General features: G+C 57.0%; 13 protein-coding genes. 3 read left to right on the forward strand and 10 right to left on the reverse strand.

Going from position 1 to position 19,024, the window contains the following annotated elements; all coding sequences use genetic code 11:
• Positions 1-137 precede the first annotated feature (137 nt).
• From fusA to rpsL, 3 genes are read right to left on the reverse strand one after another with little or no spacing between them, the layout of a single operon-like run.
• Positions 138-2,255, reverse strand: a complete 2,118-nt coding sequence (gene fusA, locus AC2FI8_RS12335; RefSeq protein ID WP_496768421.1) for an elongation factor G — start codon at positions 2,253-2,255, stop codon at positions 138-140.
• An 18-nt stretch (positions 2,256-2,273) separates the two neighbouring features.
• The gene (gene rpsG / locus AC2FI8_RS12340; protein WP_008756926.1) at positions 2,274-2,744 is read right to left on the reverse strand and encodes a 30S ribosomal protein S7; all 471 of its coding nucleotides are present in this window, start codon (positions 2,742-2,744) and stop codon (positions 2,274-2,276) included.
• 15 nt (positions 2,745-2,759) lie between these two features.
• The gene (gene rpsL / locus AC2FI8_RS12345) at positions 2,760-3,131 is read right to left on the reverse strand and encodes a 30S ribosomal protein S12 (protein WP_005621086.1); all 372 of its coding nucleotides are present in this window, start codon (positions 3,129-3,131) and stop codon (positions 2,760-2,762) included.
• Positions 3,132-3,516: 385 nt separating this feature from the next.
• Here rpsL and AC2FI8_RS12350 point away from each other — a divergent pair, with 385 nt between their 5' ends.
• Positions 3,517-4,323, forward strand: coding sequence for a putative rhamnosyl transferase (locus tag AC2FI8_RS12350; protein WP_496768423.1), 807 nt, complete (start codon positions 3,517-3,519; stop codon positions 4,321-4,323).
• Here AC2FI8_RS12350 and AC2FI8_RS12355 read toward each other — a convergent pair.
• The 6 genes from AC2FI8_RS12355 to rplJ all read right to left on the reverse strand — a co-directional run bounded on the left by AC2FI8_RS12355 (position 4,308) and on the right by rplJ (position 15,505).
• Positions 4,308-5,177 (reverse strand): DMT family transporter, encoded by an 870-nt coding sequence (locus tag AC2FI8_RS12355; RefSeq protein ID WP_496739454.1) that lies wholly within the window; start codon positions 5,175-5,177, stop codon positions 4,308-4,310. The genes AC2FI8_RS12350 and AC2FI8_RS12355 overlap by 16 nt on opposite strands.
• A gap of 87 nt (positions 5,178-5,264) precedes the next feature.
• Complete coding sequence (locus AC2FI8_RS12360) at positions 5,265-5,720, reverse strand: macro domain-containing protein (RefSeq protein ID WP_496768425.1); 456 nt, start codon at positions 5,718-5,720, stop codon at positions 5,265-5,267.
• Positions 5,721-5,855: 135 nt separating this feature from the next.
• On the reverse strand, positions 5,856-10,097 hold the full coding sequence (rpoC, locus tag AC2FI8_RS12365) for a DNA-directed RNA polymerase subunit beta' (protein ID WP_496779300.1): 4,242 nt from the start codon (positions 10,095-10,097) through the stop codon (positions 5,856-5,858).
• Positions 10,098-10,146: 49 nt separating this feature from the next.
• Positions 10,147-14,280, reverse strand: coding sequence for a DNA-directed RNA polymerase subunit beta (rpoB, locus tag AC2FI8_RS12370; RefSeq protein ID WP_496735725.1), 4,134 nt, complete (start codon positions 14,278-14,280; stop codon positions 10,147-10,149).
• Positions 14,281-14,532: 252 nt separating this feature from the next.
• The gene (rplL, locus tag AC2FI8_RS12375; RefSeq protein ID WP_037314964.1) at positions 14,533-14,907 is read right to left on the reverse strand and encodes a 50S ribosomal protein L7/L12; all 375 of its coding nucleotides are present in this window, start codon (positions 14,905-14,907) and stop codon (positions 14,533-14,535) included.
• Positions 14,908-14,986: 79 nt separating this feature from the next.
• On the reverse strand, positions 14,987-15,505 hold the full coding sequence (rplJ, locus tag AC2FI8_RS12380; RefSeq protein WP_170417030.1) for a 50S ribosomal protein L10: 519 nt from the start codon (positions 15,503-15,505) through the stop codon (positions 14,987-14,989).
• A 481-nt stretch (positions 15,506-15,986) separates the two neighbouring features.
• On the opposite strand from rplJ, the gene AC2FI8_RS12385 reads away from it, so the two are divergent.
• Both AC2FI8_RS12385 and AC2FI8_RS12390 read left to right on the forward strand, forming a co-directional pair.
• Positions 15,987-16,961, forward strand: coding sequence for a phosphotransferase (locus tag AC2FI8_RS12385; RefSeq protein ID WP_496779302.1), 975 nt, complete (start codon positions 15,987-15,989; stop codon positions 16,959-16,961).
• A gap of 160 nt (positions 16,962-17,121) precedes the next feature.
• A complete protein-coding gene (locus AC2FI8_RS12390; RefSeq protein WP_496779304.1) occupies positions 17,122-18,162 on the forward strand; it encodes a Hint domain-containing protein in 1,041 nt (346 codons plus the stop codon).
• A gap of 163 nt (positions 18,163-18,325) precedes the next feature.
• Here AC2FI8_RS12390 and rplA read toward each other — a convergent pair whose 3' ends face one another.
• Positions 18,326-19,024 (reverse strand): 50S ribosomal protein L1, encoded by a 699-nt coding sequence (gene rplA / locus AC2FI8_RS12395; protein WP_496726637.1) that lies wholly within the window; start codon positions 19,022-19,024, stop codon positions 18,326-18,328.

Raw genomic sequence — 19,024 nt, forward strand, 5'->3', positions numbered from 1 at the left:
GTCTTGCCGTGGTCAACGTGGCCAATCGTGCCGATGTTGACGTGCGGCTTATTACGCTCAAACTTTTCCTTTGCCATGATGGCCTCCTTTTTCGGTAATGAAGGGAGCCCCTGAACAGAGCTCCCTCAAATCTTCGCTTATGCGTATTTCGCCTGGATCTCGTCCGAGATGTTCTGCGGAACCGGATCGTAGTGATCGAACTGCATGGTGAACTGGGCACGGCCCGACGACATCGAACGCAGAGTGTTGATGTAGCCGAACATGTTCGCCAGCGGAACGAACGCGTCGATCGCGATGGCGTTGCCACGGTTTTCCTGACCGGAAACCTGACCCCGACGTGATGTCAGGTCGCCGATGATGCCGCCGGTGTATTCTTCCGGGGTGATCACTTCGACCTTCATGATCGGCTCAAGCAGTTTCGCACCGGCTTTGCGCATGCCTTCACGCATACCCATACGAGCCGCGATTTCAAACGCCAGAACCGAGGAGTCCACGTCGTGGTATTTACCTTCGATCAGGGCAACCTTGAAGTCGATCACGGGGAAGCCAGCCAGCGGGCCGCTATCCATGACGGATCTGATGCCTTTTTCGACACCCGGGATATATTCCTTGGGCACCGAACCACCAACAACGCGGGATTCGAACGAATAGCCTTCACCCGGCTCTGTCGGCGAGATGATCATCTTCACCTCAGCGAACTGACCCGAACCACCCGACTGTTTCTTGTGGGTGTAAACGATCTCGGCTTCGTGACCGATGGTTTCGCGATAGGCAACCTGCGGCGCACCAATGTTCGCTTCAACCTTGAATTCACGCTTGAGACGGTCAATCAGGATGTCCAGGTGAAGTTCGCCCATGCCCTTCATGATGGTCTGACCAGATTCCAGGTCAGTTTCCACGCGGAAGGATGGGTCTTCTGCGGCCAAACGGCCCAGACCCTGGCTCATTTTTTCCTGGTCAGCCTTGGTTTTCGGCTCAACCGCGATCTCGATCACCGGATCGGGGAAGGTCATCGTTTCCAGAACCACCGGATCGCCGGTCGCACACAGAGTGTCGCCGGTGGTGGTGTCTTTCAGACCTGCCAGTGCGATAATGTCACCTGCGAATGCTTCCGTGATTTCCTCACGATCATTCGAGTGCATCATCATCATCCGGCCGATACGCTCTTTCTTGCCCTTGGTCGAGTTCAGAAGCGTGTCGCCCTTGGCCAGAGTACCCGAGTAGATGCGGGTAAAGGTCAGCGAGCCAACAAAGGGGTCGTTCATGATTTTGAACGCCAGGCCCGAGAACGCCATGTCATCATCCGCGCGGCGGGCAATGTTACGGGTTTCTTCTTCGTCACCGGGTTTGAAGCCCATGTAATCGACAACGTCCAGCGGGCTGGGCAGATAGTCGATCACAGCATTCAACAGCGGCTGAACGCCTTTGTTCTTGAACGCCGAACCACCCAGAACCGGAACAAACGCGATTTCCAGAGTACCTTTGCGCAGCAGGGCGCGCAGGGTCGGAACGTCGGGCTCATTGCCTTCCAGGTATTCCATCATCGCGTCGTCGTCCATTTCGACGGCCGCTTCGACCATTTTACCGCGCCATTCGTCAGCCATGTCTTTCAGGCTGTCACGGATCGGTGCTTTTACCCAGCTTGCGCCCAGGTCTTCGCCCTGCCACAGCCATTCTTCCATGGTGACCAGGTCGATCAGGCCTTCCAGCTCGGTTTCTGCGCCGATTGGAATACCAACTGGAACAGCACGTGCGCCGGTACGATCTTCGATCATTGCAACGCAGTTGAAGAAGTCGGCGCCGATCTTGTCCATCTTGTTGACGAACACCATACGCGGAACCTTGTAGCGGTCAGCCTGACGCCACACGGTTTCGGTCTGGGGCTCAACACCGGCGTTTGCGTCCAGAACGCAGACGGCACCGTCGAGAACCGCCAGCGAACGTTCAACTTCAATGGTGAAGTCAACGTGGCCGGGGGTGTCGATGATGTTCAGGCGGTGCTTGGGCGAGTCAGCAGTTACACCGTCTTCGGTGCGTTCCCAAAACGTGGTGGTCGCCGCCGAAGTGATGGTGATGCCGCGTTCCTGCTCCTGCTCCATCCAGTCCATGGTGGCTGCACCATCGTGCACCTCACCGATGTTGTGGGATTTGCCTGTGTAATACAGGATGCGTTCCGAGCAGGTGGTTTTACCTGCATCGATGTGCGCCATGATACCGAAGTTACGGTAATGGTTGAGTGTATATTCGCGTGCCATTTTGATAAGCCTCTGGAATTACCAACGGTAATGGCTGAAGGCTTTGTTCGCCTCGGCCATCTTGTGGGTGTCTTCGCGCTTTTTCACGGCAGTACCGCGGGACTGTACGGCGTCCAGCAGTTCGCCCGCAAGGCGCTCTTCCATGGTGTTTTCGTTACGGCCACGCGCAGCAGTGATCAGCCAGCGGATGGCCAGTGCTTCGCGGCGCTCGGGGCGCACTTCGACCGGAACCTGATAGGTTGCACCACCAACCCGGCGCGAGCGAACCTCGACCGACGGTTTGATGTTGTCGAGTGCTTCGTGGAACACTTCGACAGGAGCGCGCTTGATCTTGCCTTCAACGCGGTCAAAGGCGTTGTAAACGATGCGCTCTGCGACCGACTTCTTGCCGTCGATCATCAGGTTGTTCATGAATTTGGTCAGTACCTTGTCGCCAAATTTGGCGTCAGGCAGGACTTCGCGTTTTTCGGCGGCGTGACGACGTGACATATCAGCCTCTCCTTCTTACTTGGGACGCTTCGCGCCGTATTTCGAACGACGTTGCTTACGGTCTTTGACGCCCTGGGTATCCAGAACACCGCGCAGGATGTGGTAACGGACACCGGGAAGGTCTTTTACACGGCCGCCACGGATCAGAACAACCGAGTGTTCCTGCAGGTTGTGGCTTTCACCGGGGATGTACGAGATGACCTCGAACCCGTTGGTCAGGCGCACTTTGGCAACCTTACGCATAGCGGAGTTCGGCTTTTTCGGTGTGGTCGTATACACACGAGTACAGACGCCGCGCTTCTGCGGGCACTGCTCCAGGTGCATGGACTTCGAGCGTTTTACTTTGGGCTGACGCGGCTTGCGGATCAGCTGTTGAATAGTTGGCATTCCGGTTTCTTCCCCGTTTTGCAACACACATGACATGCACGCGCATTGCGTGCGGCTAAACTTGCTGCGTTCGTGCGTCCACAAGCGCAAAACCCGCGAGCGTTCCCATTCCGAGGTGAACGTCGCGGTTTGTTATCAGAGGGCGCGAACGATAAAAGTGTCCGGGCCTTGACCAGTTCATTACTGGAATCGGTTGTGGGGCGGCCCCCGGCACCGAGATGACGCGCGTATATGGGGAGTCGGCCCGAGTGTCAACAGCACATACCCGACAAGCCGATTGGCAGCGTTTTATCAAGACTTAGCTGCAGCTTTCAGCGCTACTCGCCCGTTGCCGGCAATTGCGGATTTCTGCATAGTGGCCACGAAACTTTTTGATGGACGAAACATGCAAGTCATTGGCCTGTGCCGCTTTTCCTACCCCGCGATCGGCGGCTATCAGGTAGAACACGAAACTGTCGAAGAGCGTCGTCAATACCTGTACAATCCAGAGCGGCTGGAAGAACGGTTTCGTCTGTTCGAAACCACCACCATGCCCGGTTTTCGGGAACAGACAGACGAGGACTTTGAACTGGTGGTGCTAACCGGTGAATGCCTTCCCCAAAAGTCCATGGACCGACTGTATGATCTCACTTCGGGCATCAGGCAGATCCGCATCGTCAAGCGCACACCAGCCCGGCATCGCCCAGTTGTCAAAGAGGTTCTGCACAGCGCCCGCACCGACCCGGATCAGCCGTGCCTCCAGTTCCGGCATGATGACGATGACGCCGTCTCGGTCGACTTTGTCGAACGTCTGCGCCTTGCGGCGATTGACGCTAAAGGACTGACCAGGAATAGCCAAACGGTCGGGCTGGATTTCAACAGCGGGTTTCTGGCGCGTTTTGGACCGGATGGCATTCGCGCCACCCAGGTGTTCCGGTCCCTTTTGGGCGTAGGGTTGGGGATGTATATTGCCGGCGGCTGCAAACACACGATCATGAGCTTCACGCACCATAAGATCGGTCGTTTCATGCCCGTGATCAGCTATCCCGACGCGCCCATGTGGGTGCGTACGCTGAACAACTTCAACGACTCCCCCCATGCCCGCGCCAGCAAGACCGGGCTGTCCCCACTGACACCGGAACAAGAAGGCGAGTTCATTGCGCGATTTGCCATTGAACAGGACAAGGTGCGGCGGGCTCACTCGGCAGGTTGAGACTGCCGTTCCCGGAACAGCGTGAACAGCCCCGCACCCACGACCAGAACAGCGCCCAACATCGTGATCGTATCAGGCCAATCGCCAAAAATGACCCAACCCAGCCCCAAAGCCCAGATCAGGCTGGAATACCGGAACGGCGCGATAAAACCGACGTCGCCTTCGCGCATGACCATGACGCTGCAAAGATATCCGGTCAGAACAAAGACCGCGGCTGAGGCCACCATTATGCCTGCGCCCGGCGTTACCGGCTCCCACCCTGTGACTGCAGTTGCGATCCCTGCGGCCACTGTAATGGAAACCGTCGTCGCCAATGTGACCGTCAAGGACGGAACATGGGTGGACATACGCCTGGTAATCAGGTCGCGTGCGGTGACGGATGCCACGGCAATCAGAGCGTAAATCGCGTAAAGACTGAACCCATCAGGCCCCGGCCGTACAATCAGCAACATTCCTGCAAAGCCCATCCCGATCGCTAGAATGCGGCGCCAGCCGATATGTTCACCAAAGAACAAAACAGCCCCCAATGTCACCGTAAGTGGCAACGCCTGAAGAACGGCCGTTACATTTGCAAGCGGCATATGCAAAAGCGCTGTCAGAAAGAAGAATGTGGCCGACAACTCGGCCAGGCAGCGTGCAGCAACAAGCCACTTGTCGTGGCGCGGAAAGTTCAGGTGCAGCGCCCCAAGATGACGCGCCATCAGAAACACCAATAACGTCGCCAAGAGGCCACGCATCGCAACCATCTGAAACAGCGGCAAGTCTGCCCCCGCAACTTTGATCAATGCATCATTAACGGTAAAGGCTGCCATGCTGCCCATCATCAGCATAGCGCCCTTCACATTCGGGTTCATAGTCGCAGAATCCAATACTCAAAAGAAACACGGATCATTGGCCGTAAGTCCTTGTGAGATGTCAATATGCAACCACGGACCCGTCGGTCAGTCGGGCAAGATCACCAGTGTGTGGTCTATACCGGCAAGGGCCGCGTCTATGCGCTGGGCAATCTCAACCCAATCACCCCCAGCCAATCCTGCGCCAATCATCGGATAGCCGATCCGCGATGCGGGAAATGTGCGTGCAATCTTCGAAAAACAACCCGAGATCGCGTCATATTCCACAAGCGGCCCCGGCCCCTCCCAATGAAACTGGGTATAGGCATTAACCACCGCAAACTCGGTCGTACCCCGCGTGATCTGGACCGAAGAAATCGTTCCGAGTTTTGATCGGGACCCAAGGTCCGTCTGCTTGTCGGCCTCAAGCGCATCAGGGAATTCCACCGCAATCGCCCGTGCTATCCCGGCCCCCATCGCATGGAAGCAATTGCAACCGTGAACGATGACATCAAACTCACCATTCAGTGCAAGCTGTATCAAATCACCTTTGATTGTATGCATCATGCATCCCTTGGTCAGTGGGTCGCTGTCTTCGAGACTATTCAGTTGTATCACGATTGGGCGAAAGCGCACCAAGGGCAAAAGAAAAGGCCCCGCAAAATCGCAGGGCCTTTCCGTATTTCTATGATGAGGAAGTTACTCGCGGCTTTCCGGTGTTTCCACCAGAACGTCCAGCTCGTCACCGACCATATCGTCATCCATGACCGGCGCGGCCAGAGCAGCGGCCGCTTCGGCCTCTTCCCGGCGGGCTTCGATCACGACGTTGTCGCGGCCTTGCGCAACCTGGCGCACGGCCTGAGTGGCCCCACCGGTACCGGCTGGGATCAGGCGACCAACGATGACGTTCTCTTTCAGGCCAACCAGTTTGTCCTTCTTGCCCTGAACCGAAGCTTCGGTCAGCACGCGGGTGGTTTCCTGGAACGACGCCGCCGAGATGAACGAACGTGTCTGCAGCGAGGCTTTGGTGATCCCCAGAAGGATCGGTTCGCCCTGAGCCGGACGTCCGCCGCGGGCCAACGTCTTTTCGTTGGCTGCGTCAAACTCCTGCTTGTCGACATGTTCGCCTTTCAGCAGGGTGGTGTCGCCCGAATCCAGGATCTCCCACTTCTGCAGCATCTGGCGCACGATGACCTCGATGTGCTTGTCGTTGATCTTCACGCCCTGCAGACGATAAACGTCCTGCACTTCGTCGATCATGTAATCCGCCAGCGCTTCAACACCCATGATGGACAGGATGTCATGCGGAGCCGGGTTACCGTCCATCAGGTATTCACCCTTCTGGATGAAGTCCCCTTCGGCGACCGGGATGTGCTTGCCCTTGGGTACCATGTACTCGATGGTCTCCATGGACTCGTCAGCCGGCTCGATGCTGATGCGGCGCTTGTTCTTGTAGTCGCGGCCAAAGCGCACGTAACCATCGGCTTCTGCGATGATCGCGTGATCTTTCGGACGACGGGCTTCGAACAGTTCGGCCACACGTGGCAGACCACCGGTGATGTCCTTGGTCTTGGCGCCTTCACGCGGGATACGCGCAACGACTTCACCAGCCTCGATTTTTTCACCGTCTTCGATCGACAGGATAGCATCCACCGACATCGGATAGTGAACCGGGTTGCCCGCATCATTGCGGACCGGCTCGCCATCTTCACCAACCAGAATGATCTCGGGCTTGAGGTCGCTGCCTTTGGGGGCGGCGCGCCAGTCGATCACGATTTTCTGGGTCATGCCGGTTGCATCGTCGGTCTCATCGCGGACAGCAATGCCCGAAACAAGGTCAACATACTTCGCGGTACCGGCTTTCTCGGCGATGATCGGCAGGGTGTAGGGGTCCCACTCGTACAGCTTGTCGCCACGGGCAACCTTGGCGCCGTCCTTGACGAACAGCTTGGAGCCGTAGCCCAGCTTGTGGCTGGCACGTTCCTCGCCGTGTTCGTCCTTGATCACCAACTTCATGTTCCGACCCATGACCAGGATTTCGCCTACGGAATTGGCCAGAACCTGCGGGTTCTCGAACGACACCACACCGTCTTGGCTGGCTTCCTGGAACGACTGCTGACCACCTTGGGCAACACCGCCGATGTGGAAGGTCCGCATCGTCAGCTGTGTACCAGGTTCACCGATGGACTGGGCGGCGATGATGCCGACAGCCTCACCCGTGTTGACCCGCGTACCACGTGCAAGGTCACGACCATAGCAGGTGGCACAAACGCCTTCCTCGGACTCACAGGTCAGAGGCGAGCGGATGCGCATCGAAGCAACACCGGCCTCGTCAATGGTGTCGGCCATGCGTTCGTCGATCAACTGACCCGCAGCGACCAGAACCTCTTCCGTACCCGGACGCAGAACGTCATCGGCCGAAACACGACCCAGCACACGTTCGGCCAGCGATGCAACAACCTCACCATCGTTGACCGCGGCTTCGGCGGTGATCGCACGTTCAGTACCACAGTCGATCTCACGAACGATGCAGTCCTGAGCCACGTCCACCAGACGACGGGTCAGGTAACCCGAGTTCGCCGTCTTCAGAGCGGTATCCGACAGACCTTTACGGGCACCGTGGGTCGAGTTGAAGTACTCGAGAACGGTCAGACCTTCTTTAAAGTTCGAGATGATCGGCGTCTCGATGATGTCACCGTTCGGCTTGGCCATCAGACCACGCATACCGCCCAGCTGTTTCATCTGAGTGACCGAGCCACGCGCACCCGAGTGGGCCATCATGTAGACCGAGTTTGGTTCTTGTTCGGAGCCATCCTCTGCCCGATCCGAAGACGAGATCGTGCCCATCATCGCATCGGTTACGCGGTCGTTACACTTTGACCAGGCGTCGACAACTTTGTTGTACTTTTCGCCCTGCGTGATCAGGCCGTCCATGTACTGCTGTTCAAAGTCTTTTACCTGACTGCGGGTCTCATCAACGATGCCCCACTTGTCATCAGGGATGACCATGTCGTCCTTGCCGAACGAGATGCCCGCCTTGAACGCTTCTTTGAAGCCCATCGACATGATCTGGTCACAGAAGATAACCGACTCTTTCTGACCGCAGTAACGGTAGACGGTGTCGATCACCTGCTGCACTTCTTTTTTCCGCAGCAGACGGTTGACCAGTTCGAACGGTGCCTTGTTGTTCATCGGCAGCAAGGCACCCAGACGCAAACGGCCCGGAGTGGTCTCGAAACGCTTCTGAACTTCGTTGCCTTCGTCGTCGATCTGCGTGATCCGCGCGGTAATCTTGGTGTGCAGGTGAACTTCGCCTGCATCCAGCGCGTGCTGAACTTCGTCGATCGAACCAAAGACCTTGCCTTCGCCCGGCATGCCTTCGCGTTCCAGGGTCACATAGTACAGACCCAGGATCATATCCTGCGACGGAACGATGATCGGCGCACCGTTTGCAGGCGACAGAACGTTGTTCGTCGACATCATCAGAACACGGGCTTCCAGCTGGGCCTCAAGGCTCAGCGGGACGTGCACAGCCATCTGGTCACCGTCGAAGTCGGCGTTAAAGGCCGAACAGACCAGCGGGTGCAGCTGGATGGCTTTACCTTCGATAAGGACCGGCTCAAACGCCTGAATGCCCAATCGGTGCAGCGTCGGCGCACGGTTCAGCATGACAGGGTGTTCGCGGATCACCTCGTCGAGGATATCCCACACTTCGGGACGCTCTTTCTCGACCAGTTTCTTCGCCTGCTTCACGGTCGAAGACAGACCCTTGGCTTCAAGGCGCGAGTAGATGAACGGCTTGAACAGCTCCAGCGCCATCTTCTTGGGCAGACCACACTGGTGCAGCTTGAGTTCCGGACCGGTCACGATGACCGAACGGCCCGAGAAGTCGACGCGCTTACCCAAAAGGTTCTGACGGAAGCGACCCTGCTTACCTTTCAGCATGTCCGACAGCGATTTCAGCGGACGCTTGTTGGCACCGGTAATCACGCGCCCACGACGGCCATTGTCGAACAGAGCGTCCACGGATTCCTGCAACATCCGCTTTTCGTTGCGGACGATGATGTCAGGCGCGCGCAGTTCGATCAGACGCTTCAGACGGTTGTTCCGGTTGATGACGCGGCGATACAGATCGTTCAGATCCGAAGTCGCGAAACGGCCACCATCCAGCGGAACCAACGGACGCAGTTCCGGCGGAATGACCGGGATCACGGTCATCACCATCCACTCAGGCCGGTTGCCCGACTCGAGGAATGATTCAACAACCTTCAGACGCTTGATGATCTTCTTGGGCTTCAGCTCGCCGGTTGCTTCTGCCAGATCAGCGCGCAGCTGCTCGGCTTCGGCTTCCAGATCGATCTGGGCCAGCATCTCACGGATAGCTTCGGCACCGATGTTCGCGGTGAACGCGTCCATGCCATAGGCATCCTGCGCGTCCATGAACTCTTCTTCGGTCAGCATCTGGCCATAAGACAGGTCGGTCAGACCAGGCTCGATGACGACATAGTTTTCAAAGTACAGAACACGTTCCAGATCGCGCAGCGTCATGTCCAGCATCAGGCCGATGCGGGACGGCAGCGATTTCAGGAACCAGATGTGCGCAACGGGTGCTGCCAGTTCGATGTGGCCCATACGCTCGCGGCGGACTTTCTGCAGGGTGACTTCCACACCGCATTTCTCGCAGACAACGCCGCGATATTTCATCCGCTTATATTTGCCGCACAGACATTCGTAATCTTTGATCGGGCCAAAGATACGCGCGCAGAACAGACCGTCACGCTCGGGCTTGAACGTCCGGTAGTTGATGGTTTCGGGTTTCTTGATCTCGCCATAGGACCAAGACAGAATCCGCTCGGGCGACGCCAAAGAGACTTTGATCTCGTCAAAGACTTTCGGCGGCGTCAGCGGGTTGAACGGGTTATTGGTGATTTCCTGGTTCATTTTGCGTCCTTACAAATTGGGATGGGATGAGTGTGGGGCGTTGCCGCCCCTACTCTTCCTCCGCATCCAGGAGTTCCATATTCAGGCCGAGGCCACGGACTTCTTTAACCAGAACGTTGAACGATTCCGGTACGCCCGCTTCAAAGTTATCCTCGCCCTTGACGATCGACTCATAGACCTTGGTCCGGCCGGCGACGTCATCCGATTTCACGGTGAGCATCTCCTGCAGGGTGTAGGCGGCGCCGTAAGCTTCCAGAGCCCAGACTTCCATCTCACCAAAGCGCTGACCACCGAACTGCGCCTTGCCACCCAGCGGCTGCTGGGTAACCAGGCTGTACGGCCCGGTCGAACGCGCGTGGATTTTGTCATCCACAAGGTGGTGCAGTTTCAGCAGGTACTTGATGCCAACGGTCACAGGACGCGCGAATTGCTCACCGGTACGACCGTCGAACAGAACCGACTGACCGCTTTCCGAGAAGCCCGCACGCACCAGCGCATCGTTGACGTCAGCCTCTTTGGCACCGTCAAAGACCGGGGTCGCGATCGGAACACCGCGGGTCACGTTGCCCGCCGCCTCGATCAGGTGACCTTCGTCCATGCCGGCAATGCCTTCTTCATAGACATTCTCGCCATAGGCCAGCTTCATCGCTTCGCGAACCGGGGTCAGGTCGCCGGAGCGGCGGTATTCACCCAGTGCCTCGTCGATGTTCAAACCCAGACCGCGTGCGGCCCAACCCATGTGGGTTTCAAGGATCTGACCAACGTTCATACGCGAAGGCACACCCAGCGGGTTCAGACAGAAGTCAACCGGCGTACCATCCGCCAGGAACGGCATGTCTTCCATTGGAACAACTTTGGAAATCACACCTTTGTTCCCGTGACGACCGGCCATCTTGTCGCCCGGCTGCAGCTTACGCTTCACGGCGATGAAGACTTTGACCATCTTCATCACACCCGGCGGCAGATCGTCACCACGACGGACTTTTTCGACCTTGTCTTCGAAACGGGCATCCAGAGCGCGCTTGAGTACTTCGTACTGCTCGTTCAGCGCTTCGACGATCTGGGCGTCCTTCTCGTCTTCCAGTGCCAGCTGCCACCACTGACCACGGGTCAGCATGTCCAGCAGTTCCTCGGTGATCACCGATCCTGCCTTGACGCCTTTCGGGCCTTTGACAGCGGTTTTACCCAGGATCAGACCTTGCAGACGCGCATAGATGTTGCGGTCAAGGATCGCCAGCTCGTCATCCCGGTCACGGGCCAGACGTTCGACTTCCTCACGCTCGATCTGCAGCGCACGCTCGTCTTTTTCCACACCATGACGGTTGAAGACGCGGACTTCCACGACCGTACCGTAATCACCCGGCTTCACGCGCAACGAGGTATCGCGCACGTCAGATGCTTTTTCACCAAAGATGGCGCGCAGCAGCTTTTCTTCCGGGGTCATCGGGCTTTCGCCCTTCGGAGTGATCTTGCCGACCAGAATATCGCCCGGCTCAACATCCGCGCCGATGTAAACGATGCCAGCCTCGTCGAGGTTGCGCAGCGCTTCTTCACCGACGTTCGGGATGTCGCGGGTGATCTCTTCCGGGCCCAGCTTTGTATCACGGGCGGCGACTTCGAATTCCTCGATATGGACCGAGGTAAAGACGTCATCACGCGCGATACGTTCGCTGATCAGGATCGAGTCTTCGTAGTTGTAGCCATTCCAAGGCATGAACGCGACGACCACGTTCTTACCCAGTGCCAGTTCACCGATATCGGTGGACGGACCATCAGCGACAACCTCGCCTTTCGTGACAGTGTCACCCACTTTCACCAGCGGACGCTGGTTGATGCAGGTGTTCTGGTTCGAACGTTGGAATTTGCGCAGACGGTAGATGTCCACACCCGCGTCGCCCAGTTCCAGATCTTCGGTAGCACGAATAACGATACGCTGGGCATCGACCTGGTCGATGATACCGGCACGTTTCGCCTGAATCGCAGCACCCGAGTCGATCGCAACCTTTTCCTCGATACCGGTGCCGACCAGCGGCGCCTCGGCCCGCAGCAGCGGAACCGCCTGACGTTGCATGTTCGAACCCATCAAGGCCCGGTTGGCGTCGTCATTTTCAAGGAATGGGATCAGCGACGCGGCGACCGATACCAACTGTTTCGGGCTGACGTCGATCAGGTCCACATTCTCGCGCGGGGCCAGAGTGTAGTCGCCCGACTGACGGGTCGAAACCAGATCGTTGATGAACTTGCCATCCGCATCCAGCGTCGCGTTCGCCTGCGCCACTGTGTGACGCATTTCCTCGGTCGCGGACATGTAGTGAACCTCATCGGTCACCTCGGCATCTTTGACGACGCGGTACGGTGTTTCGATGAAGCCATACTTGTTCACGCGGGCGAAGGTGGCCAGCGAGTTGATCAGACCGATGTTCGGGCCTTCCGGCGTTTCAATCGGGCACATCCGGCCATAGTGAGTCGGGTGTACGTCGCGCACCTCAAAGCCCGCACGCTCACGCGTCAGACCACCGGGGCCAAGCGCCGAAAGACGGCGTTTGTGGGTGACTTCCGACAGCGGGTTGGTCTGGTCCATGAACTGCGACAGCTGCGACGAGCCGAAGAATTCGCGAACAGCAGCAGCGGCCGGTTTTGCGTTGATCAGGTCCTGCGGCATGACGGTGTCGATCTCAACCGACGACATACGCTCTTTGATCGCGCGCTCCATGCGCAGCAGACCGACGCGGTACTGGTTTTCCATCAGTTCGCCGACCGAACGGACACGACGGTTACCAAGGTGGTCGATATCGTCGATGTCACCTTTGCCGTCGCGCAGCTCCACCAACGCCTTGATGCAGGCCACGATGTCTTCGCGACGCAGGGTGCGCAGTGTATCCGGCGCATCCAGAGCCAGACGCATGTTCATCTTCACGCGGCCAACGGCGGACAGGTCATAGCGCTCGCTGTCGAAAAACAGCGTGTCGAACAGGGCCGAGGCCGCTTCGACGGTGGGCGGTTCACCCGGGCGCATAACACGGTAGATATCCATCAGCGCGGTGTCCCGGCCCATGTTCTTATCTGCCGCCATGGTGTTGCGCATGTACGGACCGACGTTGATGTTGTCGATGTCCAGAACCGGAATCTCGGTGACGCCGGCATCGATCAGCTCTTTGACAGTGCCGCCGATCAGATCGCCGTCCTTATCATATTCAAGCGTCAGCTCATCACCGGCTTCGACGTAGATCGCACCGGTTTCTTCATTGATGACGTCTTTGGCGACGAATTTGCCAACGATATGATCGAATGGAACAAGCAGGTTGGTGACAGTGCCTTCGTCGATCAGTTTCTTGACAGCGCGCGGTGTGACCTTCTTGCCTGCTTCAGCAATCACTTCACCCGATTTCGCATCAATCAGATCATAAGTCGGACGGGTACCGCGCACACGTTCCGGGAAGAACGGAGCGATCCAACCCTTCTTCTTGTCCAGCTTGTAGGACACAGTGTTGTAGTACGCGTCCATGATCGCTTCCTGATCCAGACCCAGCGCATAAAGCAGGGTCGTCACAGGCAGTTTGCGGCGACGGTCGATACGGGCGAACACGATGTCCTTGGCGTCGAACTCAAAGTCCAGCCAGCTGCCGCGATACGGGATGATGCGGCAAGCAAAGAGCAGTTTACCCGAAGAGTGGGTCTTGCCCTTGTCGTGGTCAAAGAACACGCCGGGCGAACGGTGCATCTGGGACACGATCACACGCTCGGTGCCGTTCACGATGAACGTACCATTGGGCGTCATCAGGGGCATGTCGCCCATGAATACGTCCTGTTCCTTGATGTCTTTGACGGATTTGGCGCCGGTGTCCTCATCGACATCGAACACGATCAGACGCAGAGTGACCTTCAGCGGCGCGCTGTAGGTCATGTCGCGCTGCATGCACTCTTCGACGTCATATTTAGGTTTTTCCAGATCGTATTTCACGAACTCCAGAACGGAGGTTTCGTTGAAATCCTTGATCGGGAAGACCGATTGGAACACGCCTTTGATGCCTTCGCCGTCTGTGGGCACATCTGCATCGCCGGAGCGCAGGAATAGATCATAAGAGGATTTCTGGACCTCAATGAGGTTCGGCATCTCCAGCACTTCGCGGATTTTGCCGTAATATTTACGAAGACGTTTCTGGCCAAGGAACGTTTGAGCCATGTCAGATGTCACCTTTCGATGTTCTCAGCGGACAAAGACACCGTCGGGCCCCGGTGCCTTGCACATTAGAGACGACACGTCCGGATCAATTCGTGGCCACCGTCCCGAATGGCAGCCTCCCGATCCGCGAACCGCGTCTTAGAAAACACCCCAATTATCAGAGGCCCTTTCTAAGACAGGTTCGGCTGGACCCGGATTTCTCCGGATCCAGCCAAATTCTGCGGCGCATCAGCGATGCACCTGTCGAATGGCTTAGGCCAGCTCGACTTCGGCGCCAGCTGCTTCCAGCTTGCCTTTGACTTCTTCGGCTTCGTCTTTCGACACGCCTTCTTTGATCTTGCCGCCAGCTTCGACCAGTTCTTTGGCTTCTTTCAGGCCCAGACCGGTGATGCCGCGAACTTCTTTGATCACGTTGATTTTCGAAGCGCCGGCGTTCTTCAGAACGACGTCGAATTCGGTTTTTTCTTCCTCAGCTGCGCCACCGGCGTCGCCACCGGCTGCCATGACAACTGCACCGCCAGCTGCGGGCTCGATGCCATATTCGTCTTTGAGGATGGTTTTCAGTTCTTGTGCTTCCAGCAGGGTCAGACCCACGATGCTTTCTGCGAGTGCTTTCAGATCAGCCATTTTATCAGCTCTTTCCGTTTACAGTGTGTGTTCCAACGTCAGGGTGGTTACCCTACGCAGATCATTCAGTGCCAACCGCTTACGCAGCTTCCGCCTTCTCTTCGATGGTGGAAAGGATGCTTGCGATGTTGCTTGCAGGTGCGCCAATTGCGCCAGCGATGTTCGAAGCAGGTGCGCCAAGCATGCCCGCGATAGTAGCAATAAGCTCCTCGCGCGAAGGCATTTTCGACACGGCTTCGACGCCGGCACGATCCAGAGCGTTCTCACCCATTGCACCGCCAAGAATTTCGAACTTTTGGTTCTCTTTGGCGTAGTCCTGGGCCACTTTGGCTGCTGCCACAGGGTCCTCGGAATAGGTCAGAACGGTCATCCCTGTCAGCAGGTCGGCCATGCTTTCACACGGCTTACCCTCAAGGGCGATTTTGGCGAGCCTGTTCTTGGCAACACGCACGGAGCCACCCGCGTCACGAGCACGTGCGCGAAGGTCCTGCATCTCGGCAACTGTCAGACCGGCGTAGTGAGCAACCACTACAACGCCAGAGCTTTCGAAGATTTGGCCGAGTTCCTCGACCACTTTCTCTTTCTGGGCTCTATCCACAGTTCTCTCCAAGTTTGGGGCGATATCTCACCCCGGCTCATATTTGCCGCAGCTTTCGCTCCGGCGTTCAGGTCCGTTGTTACGGGATTGGCCAAAATTCGCCCGAGGGTTGGACCCCCCAGAATTCTTTGGTCTTACCCGTCTCAGGCAGGGAATTAAGGGGCCGCATGGCACCACCCACCGTCTTGGACGAAACAAAATAAAGCGCACGACGAATCGCACGCTTTACTTCGTAGCCCTACTTAGGGCAGATGGGGCCGGTTTCCAAGGGGTAAATTGCGGTTTCCGCAGGTTCGCAACAGCACCTGTCGAAAACGATTTCCACCCCGTTTGGGGCTTAGCGTGTATATAGGCGCGGATTTGCGCAGCACAACGCGCAAACGCCAATTCAAGCAGCTCCAAGCATCGACTTTCCGTTGACACGGACATCGCACTGTTATCCTGTCCGGAGACTGGACAATAGCACTCAGGACTTGGCTCGTTGGCTGGAACGCTGCCCCTTTCAGACGAAGAAAATGCCCGCGTCGCCTTGTATATCGACGAGTTTTCAAATCAGTTCCTGAAAGAACCCATCCGCCGTTATGAATGTATCTACCGATCGCACGCATTCGACGACACGCGATCCGTCGTGATCCTGCATACCGCAGCGCAGGCTTTCGCCCTAAAGATCGATACGCAATCGCCAAGCACCGGGCGATTGAAGAACGAGTATGACCTGCTCGTCGAACTGTACCGATTTTTTGAGGGCAATGAGACCTCGCGCGTTGTCCGACCCGTTTACCTCTCGCCAGGTGGTGCTTTTCTGGTGACCGAATACATCAATCGGCCAACCGCCGTTGATCTGATCTACAACAGCAAGGACGATGATCAGGTCGCCCAGGTGTACCGTCGCGCGGGGTCGTGGCTGAACGATCTCCACAGTCGCAACCCGCCTGTTCGCTACGCCTTTCGCCCTAGGTGGATGACAGGCAGCTTGAAAGAGCTGATGACGGTCGTTCCCAATAATATCGCAAACCAAAGCCGGACAATGGTGAACCTGATGCTGTCCGAAGGGACCCGTCTGAAGGGCACCGAGGACCTGCGCGTGTTTTCACATGGCGATTATCACGGGCAGAACTTGATTGTGGGACAGGGGAAAACGATCGGACTGGATTTCACCGAAGCCCGCGACAAGCTGGCGGTCTACGATATCGTCGATTTTCTGAAGGCGGATATCTTTCGGAATGGCGGCACATTGGGTGTCGACCGAAGCGGTATCCTTAAAAGAAACAAAGACATGTTCTTTCGCCTTTACCGACATCCTGTCAATGTTGAAATCTTGGATTATTGTCTCCGCGGACGGCTATTGAAAGACTGGTTGGCCTTGTGGCGGAACGACCACGAATGCAGCGATTTCGAAAAAGACAAGCGGCAAAGACTGGGCGATCGCCTGCAGGTCGCGTTCCAACACCGTTGAGCTGGATGGATGGTCAGCGTAAATGACGAGATTGTGAGCGACATCGCGCAAATCTTAGTTGACCGAACCATCCCAAGAAACGTTATCCCAAACCATAACCCACGCGGCGTTTGTCAGTTTAGGCCGACAAAAACCGCCACACAGAAGGTAAGTCGCTTACATGGTTCTCCGCAGTTTTTTTGCTCAGGACAGCTCCAGCCTGGTCGCTACATTCGTCCCGGATACAGCTGACGCGAACGATATCGTGGTCGGAGGCTCGATCATCAACAATTCGGACACACCGGATGGCACGATCTTTACCTACTCGGGCGGCACCGGTACCACCATAACACTGGATGACACTGCTGGCGGCCCTGACGTTTTCAACGATGACCTGCCAGCTGGCCACGTTATCACGGATGGTGGCGGCATAGTGACAAACGGCATGCAGGTAGAATCCGAGTCAATTATCACTGTGCGAGCCCTGGATGACGATCTCAACCCGACCGGTCCAGAAATCACCATCTATGTGTTTTCCCAAGGCGGCGTGACGCAGGACGTTTGGGGCTATGCTACATCTGCCCCGCTAGATCCCGGAACGTCGTATGTCAAAACCGGCGGTTCGAATGCCGGGTCGTCGGCTTATGCTGACTATGTTACCTGCTTTGGGCCGGGAACCCTTATCGAGACTGCAGACGGTATCGTCGAGGTTCAAGACCTCATCAAAGGTCAACGCGTCTGGACACGGGACAGCGGATTTCAACCGATCCTCTGGATCGGAACGACCGAGGTTCATGGTCATGGGTCATTTGCTCCGGTGGTGATCGAGGCCGGCGCTATCGGGAACACGAAAGAGCTGGTGGTTTCGCAACAGCATCGAATTCTGATCGGCTCTCCTGCCACTGACATGCTTTTTGGATCATCCGAAGTGTTCGTGGCCGCCAAGCACCTGTGTGGCATTCCAGGGGTTTCGATCTGCCCAACGGATCGCATCACCTACACTCACTTCATGTTCGACCGACACCACATTGTCCGATCCAACGGCGCGCTGACAGAAAGCTACTATTTTGGCGAAAGCGCAAAATACGCACTGTCGTCCCCGCAACGATCTGAAATCCTGGCGCTATTCCCATCAATCGAAGATGTCAGCGATGCGTTTCGACTCACCGCAGCCCCAACGATCAGCGCGCGTGAGGCCGGTGTATTGCGCGCATACATCTAAGCCGTAGAGGTCAGACACGCGCAGTCTTAATCCGCAGCTTCCGCCTGGCGCAGGCCACTTGAATGCGGCCTTCACGCGGACAGCCTGATCATATTTAAGAATAAAAAAATCCCGGGCGGTTCGCACCACCCGGGATTTCATCTTCGCGTTGCAACAATAGGGCTTATTCGCCCGAAGCAGCGGCAACATCCAGAGTCACGCCAGGGCCCATGGTCGAGCTCAGCGCGATTTTCTTCATGTAGGTGCCTTTGGCGCCTGTCGGCTTGGCCTTGGCCACGGCCGAGATAAAGGCACGGACGTTTTCGACCAGCTTGGCTTCGTCGAACGACGCTTTGCCAACACCGGCGTGCACGACGCCGCCTTTTTCCGCCTTGAACTGAACTTCACCGCCCTTGGCTGCTTCCACGGCCGCTTTCACGTCCATGGTCACGGTGCCAACCTTGGGGTTCGGCATCAGGTTGCGCGGGCCCAGAACTTTACCCAGACGGCCAACGATCGGCATCATGTCAGGGGTTGCAATGCAGCGATCGAATTCGATGGTGCCGCCCTGAATGGTTTCCATCAGGTCTTCTGCGCCAACGATATCCGCGCCTGCTTCTTTCGCTTCGTCAGCCTTGGGGCCACGAGCAAATACAGCAACGCGCATCGCTTTACCGGTGCCGTTGGGCAGGCCAACAACGCCACGAACCATCTGGTCTGCGTGACGAGTGTCAACGCCCAGGTTCAGAGCGATTTCGATGGTCTCGTCGAATTTCGAAGTTGCGTTGGCTTTGACCAGGGCAACTGCTTCGTCCACCGACAGGTTTTCCTTGCCAGCGACAGCTTCGCGCGCGGCGCGCGTACGTTTACCGAGTTTTGCCAT

The organism is Ruegeria sp. CDSB029, from assembly GCF_059611125.1.